Annotated in this window: 26 protein-coding genes and 1 riboswitch; of the genes, 15 read left to right on the top strand and 11 right to left on the bottom strand. The window is 58.9% G+C overall.

Going from position 1 to position 24203, the window contains the following annotated elements; all coding sequences use genetic code 11:
- Positions 1-54 precede the first annotated feature (54 nt).
- Complete coding sequence (modE, locus tag ACWPW2_RS05590) at positions 55-843, bottom strand: molybdenum-dependent transcriptional regulator (RefSeq protein ID WP_454121837.1); 789 nt, start codon at positions 841-843, stop codon at positions 55-57.
- Positions 844-979: 136 nt separating this feature from the next.
- Here modE and ACWPW2_RS05595 point away from each other — a divergent pair, with 136 nt between their 5' ends.
- The 4 genes from ACWPW2_RS05595 (at position 980) to modC (ending at position 3843) form a co-directional block, all read left to right on the top strand.
- Positions 980-1141, top strand: a complete 162-nt coding sequence (locus tag ACWPW2_RS05595; RefSeq protein ID WP_454121838.1) for an AcrZ family multidrug efflux pump-associated protein — start codon at positions 980-982, stop codon at positions 1139-1141.
- Between the two features lie 177 nt (positions 1142-1318).
- Complete coding sequence (gene modA / locus ACWPW2_RS05600; protein WP_270222212.1) at positions 1319-2095, top strand: molybdate ABC transporter substrate-binding protein; 777 nt, start codon at positions 1319-1321, stop codon at positions 2093-2095.
- Positions 2092-2781: a molybdate ABC transporter permease subunit gene (gene modB, locus ACWPW2_RS05605; protein WP_023479527.1), complete on the top strand. Its 690-nt coding sequence runs from the start codon at positions 2092-2094 to the stop codon at positions 2779-2781. The genes modA and modB overlap by 4 nt, the downstream gene beginning before the upstream one ends.
- 3 nt (positions 2782-2784) lie before the next feature.
- Positions 2785-3843, top strand: a complete 1059-nt coding sequence (modC, locus tag ACWPW2_RS05610) for a molybdenum ABC transporter ATP-binding protein ModC (protein WP_454121839.1) — start codon at positions 2785-2787, stop codon at positions 3841-3843.
- Here the strand turns inward: modC and ACWPW2_RS05615 are convergent, their stop codons facing one another.
- Complete coding sequence (locus ACWPW2_RS05615; protein ID WP_454121840.1) at positions 3844-4662, bottom strand: pyridoxal phosphatase; 819 nt, start codon at positions 4660-4662, stop codon at positions 3844-3846.
- Positions 4663-4817: 155 nt separating this feature from the next.
- Between ACWPW2_RS05615 and pgl the strand changes: the two genes are divergently transcribed.
- Positions 4818-5813 (top strand): 6-phosphogluconolactonase, encoded by a 996-nt coding sequence (gene pgl / locus ACWPW2_RS05620; protein WP_454121841.1) that lies wholly within the window; start codon positions 4818-4820, stop codon positions 5811-5813.
- Between the two features lie 69 nt (positions 5814-5882).
- Here the strand turns inward: pgl and ACWPW2_RS05625 are convergent, their stop codons facing one another.
- The 4 genes from ACWPW2_RS05625 to bioA all read right to left on the bottom strand — a co-directional run bounded on the left by ACWPW2_RS05625 (position 5883) and on the right by bioA (position 9792).
- Complete coding sequence (locus tag ACWPW2_RS05625; protein WP_124969074.1) at positions 5883-7166, bottom strand: putative acyl-CoA thioester hydrolase; 1284 nt, start codon at positions 7164-7166, stop codon at positions 5883-5885.
- 112 nt (positions 7167-7278) lie between these two features.
- The gene (locus ACWPW2_RS05630; RefSeq protein ID WP_128483361.1) at positions 7279-7755 is read right to left on the bottom strand and encodes a kinase inhibitor; all 477 of its coding nucleotides are present in this window, start codon (positions 7753-7755) and stop codon (positions 7279-7281) included.
- Between the two features lie 13 nt (positions 7756-7768).
- Positions 7769-8449 carry a type 1 glutamine amidotransferase domain-containing protein gene (locus ACWPW2_RS05635; protein WP_139569059.1) on the bottom strand — a complete coding sequence of 227 codons (681 nt, stop codon included), beginning with the start codon at positions 8447-8449 and terminating at the stop codon, positions 7769-7771.
- 47 nt (positions 8450-8496) lie between these two features.
- Positions 8497-9792 carry an adenosylmethionine--8-amino-7-oxononanoate transaminase gene (gene bioA, locus ACWPW2_RS05640; RefSeq protein ID WP_454121842.1) on the bottom strand — a complete coding sequence of 432 codons (1296 nt, stop codon included), beginning with the start codon at positions 9790-9792 and terminating at the stop codon, positions 8497-8499.
- 85 nt (positions 9793-9877) lie between these two features.
- Between bioA and bioB the strand changes: the two genes are divergently transcribed.
- The 4 genes from bioB to bioD are packed head-to-tail and all read left to right on the top strand — an operon-like array spanning position 9878 to position 13520.
- Complete coding sequence (gene bioB / locus ACWPW2_RS05645) at positions 9878-10918, top strand: biotin synthase BioB (protein WP_023479503.1); 1041 nt, start codon at positions 9878-9880, stop codon at positions 10916-10918.
- The gene (gene bioF, locus ACWPW2_RS05650) at positions 10915-12069 is read left to right on the top strand and encodes an 8-amino-7-oxononanoate synthase (protein WP_454121843.1); all 1155 of its coding nucleotides are present in this window, start codon (positions 10915-10917) and stop codon (positions 12067-12069) included. Before bioB ends, bioF begins: the two co-directional genes overlap by 4 nt.
- Positions 12056-12805, top strand: coding sequence for a malonyl-ACP O-methyltransferase BioC (bioC, locus tag ACWPW2_RS05655; protein WP_454121844.1), 750 nt, complete (start codon positions 12056-12058; stop codon positions 12803-12805). Before bioF ends, bioC begins: the two co-directional genes overlap by 14 nt.
- Positions 12798-13520 carry a dethiobiotin synthase gene (bioD, locus tag ACWPW2_RS05660; RefSeq protein WP_454121845.1) on the top strand — a complete coding sequence of 241 codons (723 nt, stop codon included), beginning with the start codon at positions 12798-12800 and terminating at the stop codon, positions 13518-13520. The genes bioC and bioD overlap by 8 nt, the downstream gene beginning before the upstream one ends.
- Here bioD and ACWPW2_RS05665 read toward each other — a convergent pair.
- Positions 13462-14184 carry an ABC transporter ATP-binding protein gene (locus tag ACWPW2_RS05665; protein ID WP_454121846.1) on the bottom strand — a complete coding sequence of 241 codons (723 nt, stop codon included), beginning with the start codon at positions 14182-14184 and terminating at the stop codon, positions 13462-13464. The two genes, bioD and ACWPW2_RS05665, sit on opposite strands and share 59 nt — an antisense overlap.
- A gap of 108 nt (positions 14185-14292) precedes the next feature.
- Between ACWPW2_RS05665 and ACWPW2_RS05670 the strand changes: the two genes are divergently transcribed.
- Both ACWPW2_RS05670 and uvrB read left to right on the top strand, forming a co-directional pair.
- Entirely contained in the window at positions 14293-14433 is a 141-nt protein-coding gene (locus tag ACWPW2_RS05670) for a hypothetical protein (protein WP_454121847.1), read from the top strand.
- 508 nt (positions 14434-14941) lie between these two features.
- A complete protein-coding gene (gene uvrB, locus ACWPW2_RS05675; RefSeq protein ID WP_094420432.1) occupies positions 14942-16963 on the top strand; it encodes an excinuclease ABC subunit UvrB in 2022 nt (673 codons plus the stop codon).
- Between the two features lie 120 nt (positions 16964-17083).
- Here uvrB and pmrB read toward each other — a convergent pair whose 3' ends face one another.
- From pmrB to yvcK, 4 genes are all read right to left on the bottom strand, one after another.
- Positions 17084-18196: a two-component system sensor histidine kinase PmrB gene (gene pmrB / locus ACWPW2_RS05680; RefSeq protein WP_454121848.1), complete on the bottom strand. Its 1113-nt coding sequence runs from the start codon at positions 18194-18196 to the stop codon at positions 17084-17086.
- Positions 18196-18870, bottom strand: coding sequence for a two-component system response regulator PmrA (gene pmrA / locus ACWPW2_RS05685; protein WP_042713847.1), 675 nt, complete (start codon positions 18868-18870; stop codon positions 18196-18198). Before pmrA ends, pmrB begins: the two co-directional genes overlap by 1 nt.
- Entirely contained in the window at positions 18867-20510 is a 1644-nt protein-coding gene (gene eptA, locus ACWPW2_RS05690) for a phosphoethanolamine transferase EptA (protein ID WP_454121849.1), read from the bottom strand. The genes pmrA and eptA overlap by 4 nt, the downstream gene beginning before the upstream one ends.
- Before the next feature lie 108 nt (positions 20511-20618).
- A complete protein-coding gene (gene yvcK / locus ACWPW2_RS05695; RefSeq protein WP_454121850.1) occupies positions 20619-21527 on the bottom strand; it encodes a uridine diphosphate-N-acetylglucosamine-binding protein YvcK in 909 nt (302 codons plus the stop codon).
- Between the two features lie 281 nt (positions 21528-21808).
- A riboswitch (molybdenum cofactor riboswitch) is annotated at positions 21809-21967 on the top strand.
- Between yvcK and moaA the strand changes: the two genes are divergently transcribed.
- The 4 genes from moaA to moaD all read left to right on the top strand — a co-directional run bounded on the left by moaA (position 21955) and on the right by moaD (position 24202).
- Positions 21955-22944: a GTP 3',8-cyclase MoaA gene (moaA, locus tag ACWPW2_RS05700; RefSeq protein ID WP_454121851.1), complete on the top strand. Its 990-nt coding sequence runs from the start codon at positions 21955-21957 to the stop codon at positions 22942-22944. Its footprint overlaps the riboswitch before it by 13 nt.
- Before the next feature lie 18 nt (positions 22945-22962).
- Positions 22963-23475, top strand: a complete 513-nt coding sequence (gene moaB, locus ACWPW2_RS05705; RefSeq protein WP_454121852.1) for a molybdenum cofactor biosynthesis protein B — start codon at positions 22963-22965, stop codon at positions 23473-23475.
- Between the two features lie 3 nt (positions 23476-23478).
- On the top strand, positions 23479-23964 hold the full coding sequence (moaC, locus tag ACWPW2_RS05710; RefSeq protein WP_023479526.1) for a cyclic pyranopterin monophosphate synthase MoaC: 486 nt from the start codon (positions 23479-23481) through the stop codon (positions 23962-23964).
- Positions 23957-24202, top strand: a complete 246-nt coding sequence (gene moaD / locus ACWPW2_RS05715; protein ID WP_454121853.1) for a molybdopterin synthase sulfur carrier subunit — start codon at positions 23957-23959, stop codon at positions 24200-24202. Before moaC ends, moaD begins: the two co-directional genes overlap by 8 nt.
- Position 24203: the final 1 nt, after the last annotated feature.

Below are 24203 nucleotides of genomic sequence, written 5' to 3' on the forward strand. Positions count from 1 at the left end.
TTTTGCAGCACAGAAACTCAGGGATACGTGCAATGGCCTGGCTTGTCAATGCCCTCAGCACAACGTGGCGAGAATCACCCGATCGGCATTAAAAAATGCCGTCACCTGCTGCTGTTCCTGCATATCCTCCACCTGCGCATTTGGCACCGTAGCGCAAAGCGTCTGGCCATCGGGCAGGGCGATCAGCACTTCACTCTGCGCCTCGCCGTGCTCAATATGGGCAATCGCGCCGGTTATCTGGTTATCTGCCTGCGCCGCACGCTGCGCATCGCAGGTCACATTCACCCACGGCGCTTTTAGCAGCACCAGCACCTCTTTGCCCGCCTCCAGCCCTAAGCGTTCAGCGCTTTGCGCCGTGACCGCTGCCTTAAGCCGGGTTTGGCCATCCGCCAGCAACACCTCGACATGCTGCTGCACCTGCTGGTGGTCGCGGGCGGTAATGGTGCCAAACCACTGATTGCGGGCGCTGGTTTGCAGGGAGAAGCGTGAGATGGCCGCCAGCAGGCTGTCGAGCGGCAGGGCGTCGTCATCGCTCAGCACATCAAAAGCTTTTTGCTGGATCCGCCCCAGCAGATCGTAGAGCTGAATCAGACGCTGCCCGTAACGCGTTACCACCGCGCCGCCGCCGCCTTTACCGCCGGTGGCGCGCTCAACCAGCGTCTGCTCGCTAAGCTGGTTCATCTCATTGATGGCGTCCCACGCGCTTTTGTAGCTGATGCCGGCGTTCTTCGCGCCCTGGCTGATGGAGCCGGTTTGCTCAATTTGCTTAAGCAAAGCGATGCGCCGCGGGTCGGCGAAGAGGCGCTGCTGGAGTTTAAGAGTAAGGAGAATTTCAGCCTGCATGACGCACTTCCCTCGCAAAAGGGCTATTGTGAAGGAAAAGCGCCGACGCGCCTAGTGCCAGGCAATCGCACAAAAGGCGAGTGTTTTACACCATGTTCAGGCTAGAATGCCGCATTCCCACTTTCTGGAGACGACCATGTTAGAGCTGTTGAAAAGCCTGGTTTTTGCCGTGATTATGGTGCCGGTGGTTATGGCGATTATCCTCGGTCTGATTTATGGCTTGGGTGAAGTGTTCAACGTCTTTTCCGCCGTTGGACATCGCGAAGAGCGCCGCAATACCACCACCCCGTCGCGCTAATCCCTTCCCAAACGCCCACTTTGTGGGCGTTTCGCTCTCTGCCATTCAAGATCTTTTCCCTTTCTGCCGATATAGTTAGGTAGGTTTTAATTATTGATGGGTATTTCCGGCCCGCTGCCATTCTCTGATACTATCGTTATGTTTTTTTTTATATAACGAAAATGAGAGGAGTCAAAAATGGCACACACAGGGCGACGTCTGCTGGTTGGCGCAGCATTAACACTTGTCGTAGCAGGGCAGGCCGTGGCGCAGGAGGGTAAAATTACCGTCTTTGCCGCCGCCTCGCTGACCAACGCGATGCAGGATATTGCCGCCGCGTACACCAAAGAGAAGCAGGTTAAGGTGGTTTCTTCGTTCGCCTCCTCTTCCACACTTGCCCGCCAGATTGAAGCGGGCGCGCCAGCGGATCTCTTTATCTCGGCCGACCAGAAGTGGATGGATTACGCGGTCGAGAAAAAAGCGGTAGATAGTGCGAGCCGTGAAACCCTGCTCGGCAATAGCCTGGTGGTGGTTGCGCCGAAAAGCAGCGCGCAGGGCGAGATCAAGATTGATGCGAAAACCGACTGGAACAGCCTGCTGAAAGGCGGCCGTCTGGCGGTGGGCGATCCGGAGCATGTTCCGGCCGGTATCTACGCCAAAGAGGCGCTGCAAAAACTGGGCGCCTGGGAAACCCTCTCGCCGAAACTGGCACCTGCGGAGGATGTTCGCGGCGCGCTGGCGCTGGTGGAGCGCAGCGAAGCGCCGTTAGGCATTGTCTACGGCTCTGACGCGGTGGCCAGCAAAGGGGTGAAAGTGGTGGGCACCTTCCCGGAAGCGTCGCATAAAAAAGTGGAATACCCGCTGGCGATTGTCGATGGACATAAAAACGCAACCGTAAGCGCGTTTTATGACTATCTGAAAGGCCCGCAGGCTTCTGAAATCTTTAAACGTTACGGATTTACAACGCACGAATGATATTGACCGATCCTGAATGGCAGGCTGTTCTGCTGAGCCTTAAAGTCTCTTCCCTGGCGGTATTACTCAGTTTGCCCTTTGGGATCTTCTTTGCCTGGCTACTGGTGCGCCGCACCTTTCCGGGCAAAGCGCTGCTCGACAGCGTGCTGCATCTGCCGCTGGTGCTGCCGCCGGTGGTGGTCGGTTACCTGCTGCTGATCGCCATGGGCCGCCGTGGCATCGTCGGTCAATGGCTCTATGACTGGTTTGGCATCACTTTCGCCTTCAGCTGGCGCGGCGCGGTGTTAGCCGCTGCGGTGATGTCATTCCCGCTGATGGTGCGCGCCATTCGCCTCGCGCTGGAGAGTGTCGATACCAAACTCGAACAGGCTGCCCGCACACTGGGAGCCGGTCGCTGGCGCGTTTTTTTCACCATTACCTTACCGCTCACCCTGCCGGGAATTATTGTCGGCACGGTGCTGGCCTTTGCCCGCTCCCTCGGCGAGTTTGGTGCCACCATTACCTTCGTCTCTAATATTCCAGGCGAAACCCGCACCATTCCCTCTGCCATGTACACCTTAATTCAGACGCCGGGGGGCGAGAGCGCCGCCGCGCGCCTGTGCATTATTTCGATTATTCTGGCGCTGATCTCACTGCTGATTTCAGAGTGGCTGGCGCGCGTGAGCCGCGAACGGACGGGGAGATAACCGATGCTGGAGCTTAATTTCACCCAGACGCTGGGCACCCATCGGTTGCATATCGCCGAAACGCTGCCCGCCAGCGGCATCACCGCGATTTTTGGCGTCTCGGGCGCGGGAAAAACTTCACTGATTAACGCCATCGGCGGCCTGACGCAGCCACAAGAAGGCCGCATCGTGCTTAACGATCGCGTGCTGTTCGATACTGAACGCAAAGTGTGTCTGCCGCCCGAAAAGCGCCGCGTCGGCTATGTCTTTCAGGATGCGCGCCTCTTTCCGCACTACAGCGTGCGCGGCAATCTGCGCTACGGTATGGCGAAATCGATGGCCGCTCAGTTTGACAAACTGGTGGCGTTGCTTGGCATCGAGCCGCTGCTCGACCGGCTGCCCGGCGGCCTCTCCGGCGGTGAAAAGCAGCGCGTGGCGATTGGCCGGGCGTTATTGACCGCGCCGGAATTGATGCTGCTGGATGAACCGCTGGCCTCGCTGGATATCCCGCGCAAGCGCGAACTGCTGCCCTACCTGCAACGGCTGGCGCAGGAGATCAATATCCCGATGCTCTATGTCAGCCACTCGCTGGATGAGATCCTGCATCTGGCAGATAAAGTGATGGTGCTGGAAGCGGGCGAAGTAAAAGCCTTTGGCAGCCTCGAAGATGTATGGGGCAGCAGCGTAATGAACCCGTGGCTGCCGCCGGAGCAGCAGAGCAGCGTGCTGAGAGTGCTGGTGCTGGAACACCATCCGCACTACGCGATGACCGCGCTGGCGCTGGGCGATCAGCATATCTGGGTCAATAAGATCGACCGGCCGCTGAAAAGCGCGCTGCGTATCCGCATTCAGGCGACCGATGTGTCACTGGTGCTCCAGCCGCCGATGAATACCAGCATCCGCAATATTCTGCGCGCCAAAATCGTGCAGTGTTTCGATGTCGACGGGCAGGTGGAAGTGCAGCTGGATGTTGGTGGCAGAACCCTGTGGGCGCGCATCAGCCCCTGGGCGCGGGATGAACTCAGTATCAAACCCGGCCAGTGGCTCTATGCGCAAATCAAAAGCGTGTCGATTACCGCCTGATTAAAGCAGTTCTTGATAGATAAATTGGGCGATGCTATCGACGGTGTTATCGCCAATCACCACATTGGCATGGGCTTTCACCGCATCGTCGGCGTTGCCCATCGCCACACCGGTACCTGCGGCCTGTAGCATACTGATATCGTTATAGTTATCGCCAAAGGCCACCACATCCTGCATTGATAAGCCCTGCGCGGCGACCCATTCGGCCAGCCGTTTGCCTTTGCTGTTACCGGCGCGGGCGATATCCACCTGATCGTGCCATGACCATTCGCACTCCAGCCCTAACGTCTGCTCAACATGGTGAGCAAAGTTCTTCAGTTTGCCGGTATCTTCATCGGTGAGGGCGAATTTCCAGATAGCCTCCACCTCTGCGGCCGCGGCGCGCAGGGAGTCAACATGCTGGAAGACCGGGCGCTGCTCGGGCGGCAGCGCTTCGGCCCACGCGTTGGTGCGCAGCACATGGCCGGTCGGCTTTTCATACAGCATGGCGTTATCGACATACATCAGGCCATGCACCTGGTACTCTTCCAGCAGGGCGATCAATTGTTGTGCCTGGTTAACCGGTAGCGGATCGGCGGCGAGCACCTTTTTTGCATGATAATCATACAAATAGGTGCCATTACAACAAATTGCAGGTGTATCCAGCGCCAGTGCCTGATAAAAAGGGTGGATAGCGACATGGTGCCGACCGGTCACGATAATGGGCAGATGCCCGGCGGCTTTTGCGCGTGCTAACGCTTCAAGGGAAGAGGGCAGAAGCGTCTTCTTCGGGGTTAAAAGCGTACCGTCTAAATCAAGTGCTATTACGCGCGAGGTCATATCGTTTCCCGTAGTTGAGGGTGAAATTTCGTGTCCGGGGATGGTACACCCCGTCGCCGCATGCGCAAAATCTGAGGGCGAAATTCAGCATCACGCCGCAAAAACGGCTATCCTGGTTACTTAACGCAGAGAAGAATTAGAGGAAAGGAGTGTTCATGAAACAGACCGTTTATACCGCCAGCCCCGAAAGTCAGCAGATCCACGTCTGGCGTTTGAATTCCGAAGGCAGCCTGACGCTGGTGCAGGTTGTCGATGTGCCAGGCCAGGTGCAGCCGATGGTTGTCAGCCCGGATAAACGTTACCTCTATGTTGGCGTTCGCCCTGAATTTCGCGTTCTCGCGTACCGTATTTCCCCTGAAGATGGCGTTCTGAGCTACGCCGCAGAAGCGCCGCTCTCCGGCAGCCCGACCCATATCTCTACCGATCACAGCGGGCGTTTCCTGTTTAGCGCCTCCTACAATGCGGGCAGCGTCAGCGTGGTGCGCCTTAATGATGGCATTCCGGGCGAGACCGTACACCTTGAAGAGGGGCTGGAAGGGTGCCACTCGGCCAATATTTCCCCGGACAACCGTACGCTGTTTGTCCCTGCCCTGAAGCAGGATCGCATCTGTCTCTTTACCCTCGGTGAAACGGGCGCGCTGACCGCGCAGGAGCCGTCGGAAGTGACCACCGTTGAGGGCGCAGGCCCGCGCCATATGGCCTTCCATCCGAATAAGCGTTTCGCCTACTGCGTTAACGAACTCAATAGCAGCGTCGATGTCTGGCAGCTTAGCGATCCGCATGGCAAAACCGAGTGCGTGCAGACCGTGGATATGATGCCGCCGGACTTTACCGATACCCGCTGGGCGGCGGATATCCATATCACGCCGGATGGCCGTCATCTCTATGCCTGCGATCGCACCTCCAGCACCCTGACCATCTTCAGCGTGTCGGAAGATGGCAGCGTTATCGCCGTTGAGGGCTTCCAGCCGACGGAAACCCAGCCGCGTGGCTTCAATATCGATAACAGCGGGAAATACCTGGTTGCCGCCGGGCAGAAATCCCATCACATCGCGCTGTATGAGATTGCCGGTGCGCAGGGTCTGCTGACTGAAAAAGCGCGTTACGCCGTGGGCCAGGGCCCGATGTGGGTGGTCATTAACGCCATGTAATGACCGGAAGCTAATCTCCGGGCATAAAAAAACCTCGCCGTGGCGAGGTTTTTTGTTTTGAGCGCTGAATTACTTCTTCGGCTCGGCAACCACTTTGCTGCCGAGGCCGCGGTTGTTGAACTCCCAGAAGCGGTTGAACTTGGCATCGTTCAAATCGCGCTGGATGTTGCCTTTATCATCCGCAGTGCCGGTGTTGCCCGCATAGGCGCGGCCCGATACGGCGGCATCGCCCCACGGTTTCGCCACGTTAAAGCCTTCGTTAATCACGCTATCGCGGATCACCGCCTGGCCGTTGGTGCTGCTGTCGATATCCAGCGAGCGGCCCAGCTGCGCGACACCGTTTCCGGCGGCGGTAAAGCGGCTGTTCACGGCGAGGAAACCGTAATAGAGGTTCGACAGGGTAGACGGTGCGAAGACATAGCCTGCCTGCTGAGTACGCGAGTTGACCACGCGGAAGTCGGTGTTATCAAACACCACCGCGCCGCGCCCGGAAACGATATCCACATCGCCTTCGAGGTAGCTGTTGGTCACCAGCGTACGGGTCTGGCGATCGCTGCGCAGAGTGTTATCCACGCCGCTGTTGGTCACAAAGAAGGTGTTCTGGCGACCAAGAATATTGACGTTGTTGATCTGCACTTTATCGCCATCGCTGCGCAGAGCCACCGCCTGGTGGTTACCGGCATCGACGCTGTCACCGAGCGTATTCTGAATGGTCAGGTTTTGCAGTTGCAGGCCGTTGTTCTGCGACCAGACCACGGCGGAGCACATCACGCCCACGGTCGCCGCGCGGCTGCGCTGGCAGGCATCAAACATATACCATGCTGGTTTGCCCGGCATATATTTGCCCGATGGGTTGACCAGGCGGCGCCAGCTGGTCGGATCCATTTCAGAATCGATCGCCTGACCGATCTTCACATCCGCCGCTTTCTCACCGGTACCGTAAATGGTCACGCTGCCCGATGCCGCAGGCACATAGACCGTGCCTTCATATTCACCCGGCATCACCGCAATGTACTGGCGGTCGCTGGCGTGTTTATTGATAGCAGCGTCAACTGCGGCCTGAATGGTGGTGTGGGTTACACCTGCCGTACCGGCAGGCCCGACCACGAAATCTGCTTTTTCCGGCACGCGGATAGCATAGGGTTTCCACGCGGCGCTGTTGGCGGCCAGCGGGGTGAAGTAACGATCGGCGGTGAAGTTTTTCGCTTCAGCTTCGCTTAGGATCGGGCGCGAGGAGGTGCCCGGCGCAGTTTGTTCAGACGGACGCTCAGAGGGCGGCGTCGAGCTACAGGCGGTCAGTGTCACGCCAAAAGCGAGCGCCAGCGCCAGACGGGAAACCGATGATGTGTTCAAGGGGTGCTCCAGACTATGCAAGTTAAAGGGGATAGCGTAATGCCTGCTTTTTTATACTAAGTTGAGCGAAACGGGAAGCCGATTTGTTAAATCGGCTGTAAAACCCTGGCTTTTAGCTGAAAAGGGCGGTGAGAGTGGCGCTGCCGAGGGTGTGAAAATGGACATTAAAGCCGACCATTGCCCCGCTGGCGTTCTCGTCGACATCCAGTTTCTCCACGTCCAGCGCGTGAACGGTGAAGATATAGCGGTGGGTTTCGCCCTTCGGCGGTGCCGCGCCACCATATCCGGCGCTGCCAAAGTCGGTACGCGTCTGCACGCTCCCTTCCGGCAATGCGGCACTGCCGGATCCGGCACCCTGCGGCAGCACACGCGTATCCGCCGGCAGGTTCGCCACAATCCAGTGCCACCAGCCGGAGCCGGTTGGCGCGTCAGGATCAAAGCAGGTGACAACAAAGCTTTTGGTGCCCGCAGGCACCTCATCCCATGTCAGATGGGGCGAAATATTATCGCCCGCATAGCCCATGCCGTTAAACACGTGACGCAGCGGCAGCTTCTCGCCGTCACGAAAATTATGGCTGAGTAGCTTCATGTGGCCTCCTTGCTTAAAGGTGCAGCAGTTTCAGTAACTCTTCGGCGGTTGCCGCAGAGGAGGCCGGGTTCTGACCGGTGACCAGATGGCCGTCGGTCACCACATAGACGCCCCAGTCATCGGTGCGCTCGAACTGCCCGCCTGCCTGTTTCAGTGAATCTTCCACTAAGAACGGCACCACTTTTGTCAGGCCAACCGCCTCTTCTTCGCTGTTGGTAAAACCGGTGACGCGTTTACCCTGCACCAGCGGCGTGCCGTCCGGTTTTTTCGCATGGCGCAGCACGCCCGGTGCGTGGCAGACCGCCGCGACCGGTTTTCCTTCCGCCCAATATTTTTCAATCAGATCGATAGAGGCGGGGTGCTCAGCCAGATCCCACAGCGGGCCGTGGCCGCCCGGGAAAAAGACCGCGTCATAATCGCTGATGTTGATGCTGCTCAGGGGCAGGGTATTTGCCAGCGCCTGCTGCGCTTTTTCATCTTTACGGAAACGCTCGGTGTCCTGCGTCTGCGCATCCGGCGCATCGCTGGTCGGGTCGAGCGGCGGCTGTCCGCCCGCCGGTGAGGCGAGCACCACCTCTACGCCTGCATCCTGAAAGATATACCAGGGTGCGGCAAACTCTTCGAGCCAGAAACCGGTTTTCTTGCCGGTGTCGCCGAGGGTGTCGTGCGAGGTCAGAACCATCAGAATTGCCATATATCCTCCATTTTTCAGGTCAGTAACCCAAAAGTGTAGTGCATCTTTTACGCCTCGTCGGCGAAGAGATCCGCGCGCAGCACGGCGGCGTTCACCGCCTGGGTCAGGCGCGACAGCTGCTCCGGGGTGATGATATAGGGCGGCATCAGATAGATCAGGCGACCAAACGGGCGGATCCAGACGCCCTGCTCAACAAAGAAGCGCTGCAACGCCGCCATATTCACCGGTGAGCGCGTTTCCACCACGCCAATCGCCCCGAGTACGCGCACATCCGCGACGCTTGCGGCCTGCGCGGCGGGAGCCAGCTCCGCCTTCAGCTGCGCTTCGATGGCGGCGACCTGCGCCTGCCACTCGCCGCGCTGCAAAATCTCCAGGCTGGCGTTTGCCGCCGCGCAGGCCAGCGGGTTGCCCATAAAGGTTGGGCCGTGCATAAAGCAGCCCGCCTCGCCGTTGCTGATGGTCTCTGCCACCGCGCGGGTAGTCAGCGTGGCGGAGAGGGTCATAGTCCCGCCGGTCAGCGCTTTACCCAGGCAGAGAATATCCGGCGTGATACCCGCATGCTCACAGGCGAAAAGTTTACCGGTGCGGCCAAAGCCGGTGGCGATCTCATCGGCGATCAGCAGGATCCCTTCGCGATCGCACATCTTACGGATGCGCTTCAGCCACTCGGGATGATACATGCGCATGCCGCCCGCGCCCTGCACAATCGGCTCCAGAATAACGGCAGCGATCTCATGGCGATGGGCCGCCAGAGTGCGGGCAAACGCCACCATATCGTGCTCATCCCACTCACCATCAAAACGGCTCTGCGGCGCGGGCGCAAAGAGGTTTTCCGGCAGATAACCCTTCCACAAACTGTGCATCGAGTTATCGGGATCGCACACCGACATCGCACCGAACGTGTCGCCATGGTAGCCGTTACGGAAGGTGAGGAAGCGCTGCCGCGACTCGCCTTTCGCCTGCCAGTATTGCAGCGCCATCTTCATCGCCACTTCCACCGCCACCGAACCGGAGTCGGCGAGAAATACGCACTCCAGCGCCTCGGGCGTCATTGCCACCAGTTTGCGGCACAGCGCCACGGCGGGCGCATGGGTAATGCCGCCAAACATCACGTGAGAGACGGCATCAATCTGCATTTTCATCGCCGCGTTCAGCGCCGGATGGCCGTAACCGTGGATCGCCGCCCACCAGGATGACATGCCGTCCACCAGCCGTTCGCCGCTGGCGAGATGCAGTTCGCAGCCCTGCGCGAAGGCGACCGGATAGACGGGGAGAGGAGCGGTCATGGAGGTGTAGGGATGCCAGATATGGCTCCGATCAAAAGCTAAATCGTCCTGGGTCATAATCGACTTGTAAACCAAATTAAAAAGTTTTAGGTTTACGAGTCTACACCGAATAACGATTTAATCACACTTTTGGAGAGGCCAGATGGCTCACCACACACGCTGGACACTGTCGCAAGTTACTGCTTTATTTGAAAAACCGCTGCTGGATCTGCTTTTCGAGGCGCAGCAAATTCACCGTCAGCATTTTGACCCGCGCCAGGTGCAGGTCAGCACGCTGCTGTCGATCAAAACCGGTGCCTGCCCGGAAGATTGCAAATATTGCCCGCAAAGCGCGCGCTACAAAACGGGCCTTGAGTCGGAGCGTTTGATGGAGGTGGAGCAGGTGCTGGAGTCGGCGCGCAAAGCGAAGCTCGCCGGTTCAACGCGCTTCTGCATGGGCGCGGCGTGGAAAAACCCGAACGATCGCGATATGCCCTATCTGGAGCAGATGGTGGAAGGAGTGAAAGCGATGGGGCTGGAAGCCTGCATGACCCTTGGCACCCTCAATGAGAGCCAGGCGCAGCGTCTGGCCCACGCCGGGCTTGATTACTACAACCACAACCTCGACACCTCGCCGGAGTTCTACGGCAACATCATCACCACCCGCACCTACCAGGAGCGTCTCGACACGCTGGATAAAGTGCGCGATGCCGGGATCAAAGTCTGCTCCGGCGGCATTGTCGGGCTGGGCGAAACCGTCACCGATCGCGCCGGGCTGCTGATGCAGCTCGCCAATCTGCCAACACCGCCGGAGAGCGTGCCGATCAACATGCTGGTGAAGGTGAAAGGCACGCCGCTGGCGGATAACGACGATGTCGACGCCTTTGATTTTATTCGCACCATCGCCGTGGCGCGCATCATGATGCCCACTTCCTACGTTCGCCTTTCGGCCGGGCGCGAGCAGATGAACGAGCAGACCCAGGCGATGTGCTTTATGGCGGGGGCCAACTCTATCTTCTACGGCTGCAAACTGCTGACCACGCCAAACCCGGAAGAGGATAAAGATCTGCTTCTGTTCCAGAAACTGGGTCTCAATCCGCAGCAGACCCAGGTGCTGAATGGCGATAACGAACAGCAACAGGAGATTGAGCAGCAACTGCTTCACGCCGACACGGAACAGTACTACAACGCGGCGACCCTATGAACTGGCAGCAGCGAATCGAAGCCGCGCTCAGCGAACGGCGCGCGGCAGATGCCCTGCGCCGTCGTATCACCGTTGAGCAGGGTGCCGGGCGCTGGTTAACCCTTGAGGGCGAGCGTTTTTGCAACTTCGCCAGTAATGACTACCTCGGTTTAAGCCAGCATCCGCAGGTGATTGCCGCCTGGCAGCAGGGCGCGGCGCAGTATGGCGTCGGCAGCGGCGGTTCGGGCCATGTTGTTGGCCATACGGCTGCGCATCATCAACTTGAGCGCGAACTGGCGCAGTGGCTCGGTTACGACCGCGCGCTGCTCTTTATCTCCGGTTTTGCCGCCAATCAGGCCACCATTGCGGCGCTCACCGGCAAAGAGGATCGCATCGTCGCCGACAAGCTGAGCCACGCCTCGCTGCTGGAAGCGGCCGCCCTCAGCCCGGCGCAATTGCGCCGTTTTGCCCACAATGATGTCGGGCAGCTGGCGAGCCTGCTGAGCAAACCGCTCAGCGGGCAGCAGCTGGTGGTCACCGAAGGGATCTTCAGCATGGATGGCGACAGCGCACCGCTGGCGGCGATTGCCGATGCCGCGCGTGAGGCGCAGGCATGGCTGATGGTGGATGATGCCCACGGCATCGGCGTGCTTGGCGAGCAGGGGCGCGGCAGTTGCCATTTGCAGGGGGTGAAGCCTGACATTCTGGTGGTCACCTTCGGCAAAGGTTTCGGCGTCAGCGGCGCGGCGGTACTTTGCAGCGAAGCGGTTGCCGATTACCTCGTGCAGTTCGCCCGCCATCTTATCTACAGCACTGCGATGCCCCCCGCGCAGGCGGTGGCGCTCAGCGCCGCGCTCGATGTGATCCGCTCTGCTGAAGGCGACGCGCGCCGTGCGCAGCTGGCAGCGCTGATTGGCCGTTTTCGTGACGGCGTGCGCGGGCTGGATCTGGCAGTGACGGATTCGCACAGCGCCATTCAGCCACTGATTGTTGGCGACAACAGCCGCGCGCTGCGCCTCGCCCACACTCTGCGCCAGCAGGGGCTATTTGCAACTGCCCTCCGCCCACCAACGGTGCCGCCGGGCACGGCGCGTTTGCGCCTGACCTTAACCGCCGCGCATCAGCCAGAGGATATCGACAGGTTGCTGGAGGCGCTGCATGGCGGTGAATAAACAGGCGGTGGCCGCCGCCTTTGGTCGCGCGGCTCAAAGCTACGCGCGACACGATGAGTTACAGCGGCTCAGCGCCGACTGTTTGCTGGCGCAGCTGGGCGACATTAATCCTGCGCGGGTGATTGACGCTGGCTGCGGGCCTGGAGCGATGAGCCGCTACTGGCGCGCGCAAGGCTGCGATGTCACGGCGCTCGATCTCTCGCCCGCTATGCTGGCAGAAGCCCGCCAGCAGCAGAGCGCCGCGCGTTATGTCACCGGCGATATCGAAGCGCTGCCACTGGCAGACGCGACCTTTTCGCTGGCGTGGAGCAACCTCGCGGTGCAGTGGTGCGACGATCTGCGCCAGGCAGTGAGCGAACTGCGCCGCGTCACCGAACCGGGCGGGCATATCGCTTTTACCACGCTGGCAGACGGCTCGTTACCGGAGCTGAACCAGGCCTGGCGCGCGCTGGACAGCTTGCCCCACGCCAACCGCTTTCTGCCCGCAACGGAGATTGAGCAGGCGCTGCGCGACTGGCCGCTGCGCTGCGGCATTGACACCGTCACCCTGTGGTTTGCCGATGCCGCCAGCGCCCTGCGATCCCTTAAAGGGATTGGTGCCACCCATCTGCATGCTGGTCGCCAGCAGGGGCTGACGCGCGGCAAGTTGCAGCGCTTACAGGAAGCCTGGCCGCAACAGCAGGGCAAGTTCCCGCTGACCTATCAACTTTTCTGGGGAGTGATAACCCGTGACTGAACGCTATTTTGTGACCGGAACCGATACCGAAGTGGGTAAAACCGTGGCGAGCTGCGCCTTGTTGCAGGCGGCGAACCTGCGCGGGCTGCGCAGTGCGGGCTATAAACCGGTCGCCTCCGGCAGCGAGATGACCCCCGATGGGCTGCGCAACAGCGATGCGCTGGCGTTGCAGCGCCACAGCAGTTTGCTGCTCACCTATAAGACAGTTAACCCGTATACCTTTGCCGAGCCGACCTCGCCGCACATTGTTAGCGCCGACCTGAATCAGCCGATAGAGGCGGAAGTGATGTCAGCCGGTTTACGCCAGCTGGAGCAGCAGGCCGACTGGCTGCTGGTGGAAGGGGCAGGGGGCTGGTTTACGCCGCTCTCGCCGACGCTGACCTTTGCCGACTGGGCCACCGCAGAGCGCCTGCCGGTGATTCTGGTGGTTGGCGTCAAGCTTGGCTGCATCAACCATGCGATGTTGACCGCCCAGGCAGTGCAGCAGGCAGGCTTGAGGCTGGCAGGGTGGATCGCTAATGATGTGGTCAAGCCGGGTAAACGCCACCAGGAGTATATGGCGACGCTGCAACGCGTGCTGCCCGCGCCGCTGATCGGTGAGATCCCGTGGCTGGCGGATGCGCCGGAAACCGCCGCAACCGGCCACTATCTCGATCTCAGCGTACTGACTCCGGCGACATCCAGTGCGCCAGCAAAGGATCATCTAACTGCCTGATATCGCCCCCGGCCACGCGCCGCCCGCGGTGCAGCAGGCAGAAACGATCCGCTACCCGGCGGATCAGCGACAGCTGCTGCTCCGCCAGCAAGATCGACATGCCAAACTCCTGATTGAGCCGCACGATCAAATTCCCCAGTTTATGGATAAACGCCTGGCCGAGGCCGCGCGTCGGTTCATCGAGGATCAACAACCGTGGGCGCGTTACCAGCGCCCGCGCCATCGACAGCTGCTGCTGGTTATCCTCCGACAGCGTCGCACCACGCTGCTGGCGTAGCCCATACAGCTCCGGGAAGAGATCGAAGATCTCGCGGCTCAGGCTCTGGCCTGCGTCACCGGCGGCGCGCATCGCCACATGCAGATTCTCCTCCACCGTCAGCTGCGAAAAAATGCGCCTGTCCTGCGGCACATAGCCGATGCCAACCGCGCTGCGGTGCTCGGCCTGCAGTGTCAGCAGATCGCGCGGCGGCGCGCCCGCATCCTGCCAGATCATGCTGCCGCTCTCCACCGGCAGGTTGCCGGTAATGCAGTTCACCAGCGTGGTTTTTCCCATACCCGGCAGCCCGACCAGCGAGGTGCAGAGGCCGGGGGCTAACTCCAGATCGATATCCCATAACGTATGTTGGTCGCCGTAATAGTGGTTCACCGCATGTAAGCTCAACATGATCCGCTCCTTGTTCCCATCAGGTATGACTGCTTTTCACTACGGTCAACTGCAAAAGGCTTGCCAGAACGTGAAAAGGGCATTTTTTTCGGAGACGGCTGAGAAAGCGTGCGAAAAAAACGTGATGGCGCGCAAACCCAGGTAAAAATTCTGCACTTTGCCAGTGCTTACCGCAGCGGCTGGTGGTGCAACGGCGGGGGAAATTGTGAGAAGGATCCCAGGCGGATCCTGCGCATCGTTAGCCGATAATTGTCGAAAAGAGTCGATAAAAAATTTTTCCCGCACCCTTTTTGCCGCAGAGGGGGTGTTTGGCGAGGGGCGGGGGGTATGGGCTGGCGGCAGTTATCCACTATTCCTGTGGATAACCTTGTGTATTAGAGTTAGAAAACGTGTGGCAAGCGAGAGGCGGCGCGGCCTGCGCATGAATTGGTGTGAAACCCGCCTTTTTAATATTTTCTTTTTTAATCAAACGTTTAAATAAAAGCAATGGGTGTAAGAAAAGTGTCACCGACTGCCATAAAAGCGTCAAACATCATCTTGACAAATGTTAAAAGGGCAAAAATTCTGGGGATAACCTTTAACGCGAGGTTTAATCGCTTACCGATCGTCCAATCGCAGCCACAATGCGATGTTTTGCACTGCGGTAGATGAGATCGGCTTGCCTGCTACTGTTTTTTCATCCAGTATCTTCGGTTGGCAAAAATGCGCATGGTGAGTAAACTGTCTTACCTGCCCCACTCCTCATCAGGTGCCATTCATGAGTAAACCGTTCAAACTGAATTCCGCTTTTCGCCCCTCCGGCGATCAGCCTGAAGCAATCCGTCGCCTCAAGGAAGGGCTGGAAGACGGGCTCGCGCACCAGACGTTGCTCGGGGTAACCGGTTCAGGGAAGACGTTCACCGTGGCTAATGTGATTGCCGATCTGCAACGCCCAACCATGGTGCTGGCACCCAACAAGACGCTGGCCGCGCAGCTCTATGGCGAGATGAAAGAGTTCTTCCCGGATAACGCGGTAGAGTATTTCGTCTCCTACTACGACTACTATCAGCCGGAAGCCTATGTACCCAGCTCGGACACCTTTATCGAGAAGGATGCGTCGGTTAACGAACATATCGAGCAGATGCGTCTCTCGGCCACCAAAGCGCTGCTGGAGCGGCGAGATGTGGTCGTGGTGGCATCGGTCTCCGCCATCTACGGTCTGGGCGATCCTGACCTCTACCTGAAGATGATGCTGCACCTCACCAATGGCATGATCATCGATCAGCGCGCGATCCTGCGCCGGCTGGCGGAGTTGCAGTACACCCGTAACGACCAGGCGTTCCAGCGCGGCACCTTCCGCGTGCGCGGCGAAGTGATTGATATCTTCCCGGCGGAGTCGGACGATCTGGCGCTGCGCGTTGAGCTGTTTGACGAAGAGGTTGAGCGCCTGTCGCTCTTCGATCCGCTGACCGGCCATATTGAATCCGTCATTCAGCGTTTTACCATCTACCCGAAAACCCACTACGTGACGCCGCGCGAGCGCATCGTGCAGGCGATGGAAGAGATCAAAGTCGAGCTGGCGGAGCGGCGGAAGTTTCTGCTGGAGAACAATAAACTGCTGGAAGAGCAGCGTATTACCCAGCGCACGCAGTTCGATCTGGAGATGATGAACGAGCTGGGCTACTGCTCCGGCATCGAAAACTACTCGCGCTACCTCTCCGGGCGCGGGCCGGGCGAAGCGCCGCCAACGCTGTTTGACTATCTGCCTGCCGATGGGCTGCTGGTGGTCGATGAATCCCACGTCACCATTCCGCAAATCGGCGGCATGTATCGCGGCGACCGGGCGCGTAAAGAGACGCTGGTGGAGTATGGTTTCCGTCTGCCGTCGGCGCTCGATAACCGCCCGATGAAGTTTGAAGAGTTCGAAGCCCTGGCCCCGCAGACCATCTACGTCTCCGCGACGCCGGGCAACTACGAGCTGGAGAAATCGGGCGAAGAGGTGATCGATCAGGTGGTACGCCCAACCGGCCTGCTGGATCCGATTATCGAAGTGCGCCCGGTGGCGACCCAGGTCGACGATCTGCTGTCCGAGATCCGCAAGCGCGTCGAGATCAACGAGCGCGTGCTGGTGACCACCCTGACCAAACGCATGGCAGAAGATTTGACCGAATATCTGGTCGAGCACGGCGCGAAGGTGCGCTACCTGCACTCCGATATCGACACCGTCGAGCGTATGGAGATTATCCGCGACCTGCGTCTTGGTGAGTTCGATGTGCTGGTCGGCATCAACTTGCTGCGTGAGGGGCTGGATATGCCGGAAGTCTCGCTGGTTGCCATTCTCGATGCGGATAAAGAGGGCTTCCTGCGCTCCGAACGCTCGCTTATCCAGACCATTGGTCGTGCGGCGCGTAACGTCAACGGCAAAGCGATTCTCTACGGCGATAAGATCACGCCGTCGATGGCGAAAGCGATTGGCGAAACGGAGCGCCGCCGCGAGAAGCAGCAGAGCTACAACGAAGAGCACGGCATTACGCCGCAGGGGCTCAACAAGAAGGTGGTGGATATTCTGGCGCTGGGCCAGGGGCTGGCGAAAACCAAAGCCAAAGGGCGCGGCAAGTCCCGCTCGCCGGTGGAGGCAGATGCATCCGATCTGGGCCTGACGCCGAAAGCGCTGCAACAGAAAATTCATGAACTGGAAGGGCAGATGATGCAGCATGCGCAGAATCTGGAGTTTGAAGAGGCGGCGAAGGTGCGCGATCAGCTTCATCAACTGCGCGAGCTGTTTATTGTCGCCTCTTAATGTTGACTTAACATAGCCCTGTCACACTCTCCTCAGTTTTCGTGGAGGAGAGCGTGATGCAACAAATTACCGTTCGTGAGTGTTTTGCCGTCGCCTGCGCGCTGGCGGTAGTGCTCGGTTTTACCCATTTTTGGCTGCTGAGCTACTGATCGTCCCCCGGTCGGGCGCGCTGAATTTGACCCACGCCCGCACCCCATTTTGTGTCAGCCGATTGTGCAGGAAAAACTGCGCGTCATGCAGTTGCGCGATACGCGTGACGATACTTAAGCCGAGACCGGCACCGCCGTAACGGCTGTCCATTCTGACAAACGCTTTGCTCAGCTCGCCGCTGCGGCTCTCATCAATTCCCGGTCCTTCATCTTCTACCGCCAGCACCGGCGTTTCCGCCTGCTCCAGCCGTACAGCGATCGTGCTGCCGACCGGGCTGTAGCGATGGGCATTCTCCACCAGGTTACGCACCAGCAGTCGCAGCAGGGTGGCATCGCCCGCTACCGCCATTCCTTCGCCGTCAACCGGCATCACCAGACGCTGGTCGCGCGCCGCCAGCATGGTGCGCAGCTCCTCTTCCATTGGCTGCACCACATCACTTAATAACGTCACTTGCTGATAGGTACCGGCGGAAAAAGATTGCCCCACCCGCGCTAAAAGCAGCAGCTGGGCGATATTTTCTGTCATCTGATCGAGACGCTGCACCAGCGGCTCGACCTGCATGCCGCTGCTTTTTGCCATCAGTTCAAGGTGCAGACGCAGCCCGGCAAGCGGTGTTCGCAGCTCATGGGCGACATCGGCGGTAAAGAGCCGTTCGCGGTCGAGGGTCAAGGTCAGGCGCGAGACCAGATCGTTAATCGCTGAGGTGACCGCCTCCACTTCGCTGACGCTCTGATCGAGAGTGATAGGCTGCAAATTATTTGGCGTGCGCTTATTCAGCTCCTGCTGGAGTTCGGAGAGCGGGCGGGTGATCGCTTTTACCGCCTGCATGCAGAGCAGCAGCGCGAGGCCGATAATCAGCAGGCTGGGCACCAGCAGGCTCGCCACCGCTTCACGCACTTCATGCTCAATATGTTTGCGGTTGTTGTGGTTGTGGATCGCCGTCTGCACCAGCAGCTGGATCTGCTCTTCGCTCTCATGCCAGAGCCAGAAGACGCTGACCAGTTGGCAGAAGAGCAGAATGCCGCCGATGGTCAGCAGCAGCCGGCGGCGCAGGCTCCAGTGACGAAAGTCGAACATCGCCATCACTCAGGCCGCTCTTGCGGTGCCACCAGCATATAGCCGAAGCCGCGCACGGTGCGGATGCGCGACTTGCCGATCTTGTCGCGCAGATTGTGAATATGCACCTCCAGCGTATTGGTCGACGGCTCGTTATCCCAGTTGTAGATATCGTTGTAGAGGATTTCGCGGTGCACCGGGCTTTCGGCTTTCAGCATCAGGCGCGATAAGAGCGCGTACTCTTTTGGCGTCAGCTCCAGCAGTTGCCCCTCCAGCCACGCCTGGCGGCGAGTGACATTCAGGGTCAGGTTGCCGTGAACGATCTCGTTATCACCCTGATTGTGGTGACGGCGCAGCAGCGCGCGGATGCGGGCATTAAGCTCGTCGAGGGCAAAGGGTTTTACCAGGTAATCATCCGCCCCGGTATCAAGCCCCGCCACGCGATCGTCGAGGGTATCGCGGGCGGTGAGGATCAGCACCGGCAGGGTATATTTCTCTTTGCGCAGCCGGTTGAGCAGATGCAGGCCATCTTCATCAGGCAGGCCGAGATCGAGCACAATCAGGCTGTAGTGGCCACCCGCCAGGCAGAGCGCCGCTTCATGGGCGGTCGAGACGCCATCGCAGGCGTAGCCTTCACTCTGCATCGCGAGAATTAACCCCTGTTGCAGCAGCGCATCATCTTCAATCACCAGAATTTTCATTTCACCTGCTCCCGGCACGGCGTAAGGATATCGTCTTCAGGATGGTAGACCGTGGTGCTGACGCCCAGTATACCCAACATGGTCGGGAAGAGGTTGTCCTGCGAGTAGGCCTTCTCCCGCGCATTTTTCGAGACACACTGGCTGTTAATGCCGTAACGCGTCTGGTAATCCGGCGACAGCCAAATCAGCAGCGGCACATGTTTCTGCGTGGCGGGCGCGATGGAGTAGGGCAGCCCGTGCAGGTAAACGCCATTTTCACCCAGTGATTCGCCATGATCGGAGAGGTAAACCAGGCTGGTGGTAAACCTGTCCTGTTTTGATTGCAGTAATTTAATCGCTTTATCAACAATATAGTCGACATAGACGATGGTGTTGTCATAGGTGTTCACCAGTTGCTCGCGGGAGCAGGTCTGGATCTCATTGGTATCGCAGGTGGGGGTGAATTTGCGCATCTGCGCCGGATAGCGGTTGTAGTATGTTGGCCCGTGGCTGCCTATGGTGTGCAGCACAATCAGCCCGTCACCCGGCAGTTGATCGATATAGCGGGCCAGATCGCGAAACAGGATCTCATCCTGGCACTCGCCCTTGATGCAGTAATCCGCCAGATTGAGCTGCGTCATATCCTGGTGCGGCACGCGGTCGCAGGCCCCTTTACAGCCGCCATCATTCTCATTCCACAGCACCTGAATCCCGGCGCGCTGCACTACATCAAGCAGCCCCTCCTGGTGATGCGCCAGCTGATCGTCATAATGGGCGCGGCTCATGCCGGAGAACATGCAGGGCACGGAGACCGCTGTTGCGGTGCCGCACGAGGTGGTGTTGGGGAAGTAGATAACATTATCTTGCTTCAGCAGCGGGTTGGTCTCGCGATCGTATCCGCCAAGCGAGAAGTCATCCCCACGCGAGGTTTCGCCCAGCACCAGAATAGTGAGGTTTTTACGCGCGCCGCTCTTCATCTGCGGGAGTTGGTGGGCATCTTCGCCGATGCGCACCAGCGGCAGGTTATCCATGCGGTTATGAACATACCAGGAGAGCGAGGCTGCAATGGCGTTCGACGGGCCGAGGGATTTCACCAGCTCTTTGTTGTTGCGAAACAGCGAGGCGTAATCCTTATAAAACGGCACCGCCACGGCAACGATAATCAGCGCGGAGATCGCCACGCTAAGCAGACGCAACGTAATGCCGCGCAGCAGCGGACGAGTCGGTTTGATCTTGATCCACCAGGCGATAAGCACCGGCAGCAGGGCGGTCAGCAGCAGCGTCATCACCATTTTGCCCGACATCAGGGCGAAGCTCTCCGCCGCGGTGGTGTCGAGGATATTGGTGATCATCGAGCGGTCAATAATCACGCCGAAGGTGGAGATAAAGTACTGTGCGGCGGCGCAGACGAGGATAAACAGGCTCAGCAGCAGCCGGTCGAGGCGCAGAAACGACGCCAGTGTCAGCACAATGTTGATCACGCTAAAAGCCACCAGCGGCATGGTGAGGAACACCAGTGCATTATGCAGTGAGTCGACCGGAAGCAGACGAAACGCCTGGCGGTAAAAGACGATATTGAGCACCAGCGCGATATAGAGCGCCGCAAGGGTAAGCAGAGAGAGGCGGCTTAAAGAGGGCCGGTAGAGCGAAAGCGTGCGCATAGCCAAATTCCATAATGTGAATAGCGCTATGGTGACAGGGGTTTTTTAAGACAACCTTAAGAAATTAAGCAAAGGTTCTGGCGGGGCTGATTTTGCCCCGCCGGTGCGTTAGCCAAGCTGCTGCACCGCTTTCTCCAGCGCGTTGCGCAGCAGGACACGGTCGTGGCGATAGGGGATATCGCTCGCCTCCAGCTCTTCCTGAATAATCAGCCGGTCAGTTACCGTGCTGGCGTCCACTTTTGGCCCCACCACGGCGGCATCGATAATGCGCTTGCCGATGTACCGTTCCATGATCGAGAGCTTATCCGCCAGCGTCAGACGGGCAGCGGCGGGGCTGAGCTCCTTGCCGAGGTTGCCGATATAGACCACTGGCGCAGGCGTGCGGCGCAGCGCCTGGGCTAACTCATCAAGCAAAAGCAGTGGCAGCAGGCTGGTGTAGAAGCTGCCGGGGCCAATCAGGATCAGATCCGCTTCGGCAATCGCCTGCACCGCTTCGCGGGTGGTGTGGACTTTCGGCGACAGCATCAGCTCCTGCACCGGCGCATGCAGTTGGTCGATATTGACCTCGCCATACACCACGTTGCCTTCGCTGTCCGTCGCCATCAAATCGACCGGCTGCTCGGACATCGGGATTAAAAAGGCATCCACCTTCAATAAATTGCGAATTAAGTTGATTGCTTCCAGCGGGCGCACGCTGAGGTGATCCAGCGCCTTTAACATCAGGTTTCCGAGGTTATGGCCGGAAAGTTCGCCATTACCGCTAAAACGGTACTCAAACATCGCCGAGGCGACGCTCGGTTCGGTAATCAACTGATTGAGGCAGTTGCGCATATCGCCCCAGGCGATGCCGCCTTCGGAGCGGCGAATACGCCCGGTAGAGCCGCCGTTGTCGGTGGTGGTGACAATGCCGGTGAGGCGCGATCCCAGTGAGGCAAGCGAAGACATCACCCGCCCAAGACCATGCCCGCCGCCAAGCGCGACAACGCGATCCAGGTCGGCGAGGGTGCGATTACGCATAATTGTTCCTTATGATTTTTTATCGCGCTACGTTAGCGTAAATACCACTAAAAGACGATGCCGCGCACCGCGTAAAATGACACATATCAAAGCAAAAAAGCGATTTTCACGTACTCTGTAGCCATTGTGCACGATTATGTCGCTATGTAGTGATTTATATAACGATATTCACAATGGCGAAAGCCGGGCGATCGCGCTACTATCGCCACAGCATGTTAGCGTGCCTAACATAACCCTCCTCAATGGATTTTGGCTTGCTTCTCACTGATGCAGCCCGAAAGACGATGAGGATACACTCAAGCCTCTGCACCTGTGTCTTAAGGATCGTTAACTAAAGATATGGTGCTTTGGCCGTAGCAGAGCAATAGCTCTTGCTGCCAGGGTGCAGGAAGAAATGACTGCATCTCCCGAATCTGGAAAGGTGTACATGGCCTCACAACTGACTGACGCGTTCGCGCGCAAGTTCTATTACTTGCGCTTGTCGATTACCGACGTGTGCAATTTTCGTTGCACCTATTGCCTGCCGGATGGCTACAAGCCCGGCAGCGTCAATAACAACGGCTTTCTCAGCCTCGATGAAATTCGCCGCGTGACCCGCGCCTTTAGCGCTATGGGCACGGAAAAAGTGCGCCTGACGGGCGGTGAGCCCTCTCTGCGCCGCGATTTCACCGACATCATCGCCGCGGTGCGGGAAAACGCCGCCATTCGCCAGATTGCCGTCACCACTAACGGCTACCGCATGGCCCGCGACGTTGCCCAGTGGCGCGACGCCGGTCTGACGGCGATCAACGTCAGCGTCGACAGCCTCGATGCTCGCCAGTTTCACGCCATTACCGGGCAGGATAAGTTTCGCCAGGTGATGGCGGGCATCGACGCCGCCTTTAGCGCCGGCTTTTCGAAGGTGAAGGTCAATACCGTGCTAATGCGCGACGTGAACCATCACCAGCTCGATACCTTCCTCGACTGGATCCAGACGCGGCCGATCCAGCTACGCTTTATTGAACTGATGGAGACGGGCGAGGGGAGCGATCTGTTCCGCAAACACCACCTCTCCGGCATGGTGCTGCGCGACGAGCTGCTTAAACGCGGCTGGATCCACCAACTGCGCCAGCGCAGCGACGGCCCGGCGCAGGTCTTCTGCCACCCGGATTACGAAGGCGAGATCGGGCTTATCATGCCCTACGAAAAAGATTTTTGCGCCAGCTGCAACCGCCTGCGCGTCTCCTCCACCGGCAAACTGCACCTCTGCCTGTTTGGCGATGGCGGCGTCGATCTGCGCGATCTGCTGCAGGCAGACGAGGAGCAGGGCAGGCTTGAAGATCGTATCGCCACGGCGCTCAGCCAGAAAAAGCAGACCCACTTCCTGCATCAGGGCAATACGGGCATTACGCAAAACCTTTCATATATCGGCGGGTAACGCCGCAAGGAGAGAGAGATGAGCCAGGTCAGCGCTGAGTTTATCCCGGTCAGGCTTGCTATTTTGACGGTCTCCAGCCGTCGTGGCGAAGAGGATGACACTTCCGGTCACTATCTGCGCGACGCCGCGCACGATGCCGGACATCAGGTGGTTGATAAAGCGATCGTTAAAGAGAACCGCTACGCCATTCGCGCCCAGGTGTCGGCGTGGATCGCAAGCGATGAGGTGCAGGCGGTGCTAATCAATGGCGGAACCGGCTTCACCGAAGGTGACCAGACGCCCGAAGCGCTGTTGCCGCTGTTTGACCGCGAAATTGAGGGCTTCGGCGAGCTGTTTCGCATGTTGTCCTTTGAAGAGATCGGCACCTCGACGCTGCAATCCCGCGCGCTGGCGGGCGTCGCCAACCAGACGCTGATTTTCGCCATGCCCGGCTCGACTAAAGCGTGCCGCGCCGCATGGGAAAATGTCATTGAACCGCAGCTCGATGCGCGTACGCGCCCGTGTAATTTTTACTCCCATTTGAAGAAGTAAGTTATGTCGCAACTGACCCACATTAACGCCGACGGCGAAGCGCATATGGTGGATGTCTCCGCCAAAGCGGAAACCGTGCGCGAAGCGCGCGCCGAAGCCTTTGTTACCATGCTGCCAGAGACGCTGGCGATGATTGTCGACGGCAGCCACCACAAAGGCGATGTCTTCGCCACCGCGCGCATCGCCGGTATCCAGGCGGCGAAACGCACCTGGGAGCTGATCCCGCTCTGCCATCCGCTGTTATTGAGCAAAGTAGAAGTGCTGCTCCAGGCGCAGCCGGAGCATAACCGCGTGCGCATCGAATCCGTCTGCCGCCTGAGTGGCAAAACCGGCGTCGAGATGGAAGCCTTAACCGCTGCCTCGGTCGCTGCGCTGACGATCTACGATATGTGCAAAGCGGTGCAGAAAGATATGGTGATTGGCCCGCTGCGCCTGCTGGCGAAAAGCGGCGGCAAATCGGGTGATTTCAGGGTAGAGAGCGATGCTTAAAGTACTGTTTTTCGCGCAGGTGCGCGAGCTGGTGGACTGTGACACCCTCAACGTTGAGACGCTTTTTCCCTCCGTTGAAGCGCTGCGCCAGCATCTTGCCGCGCAGGGCGACCGCTGGGCGCTGGCGCTGGAAGAGGGCAAGCTGCTGGCAGCGGTGAATCAGACGCTGGTCAGTTTCGACCATCCGCTGGCAAGCGGCGATGAAGTGGCCTTTTTCCCGCCGGTGACCGGAGGCTGAG

This window comes from Kosakonia sp. Marseille-Q7440, from assembly GCF_965119485.1.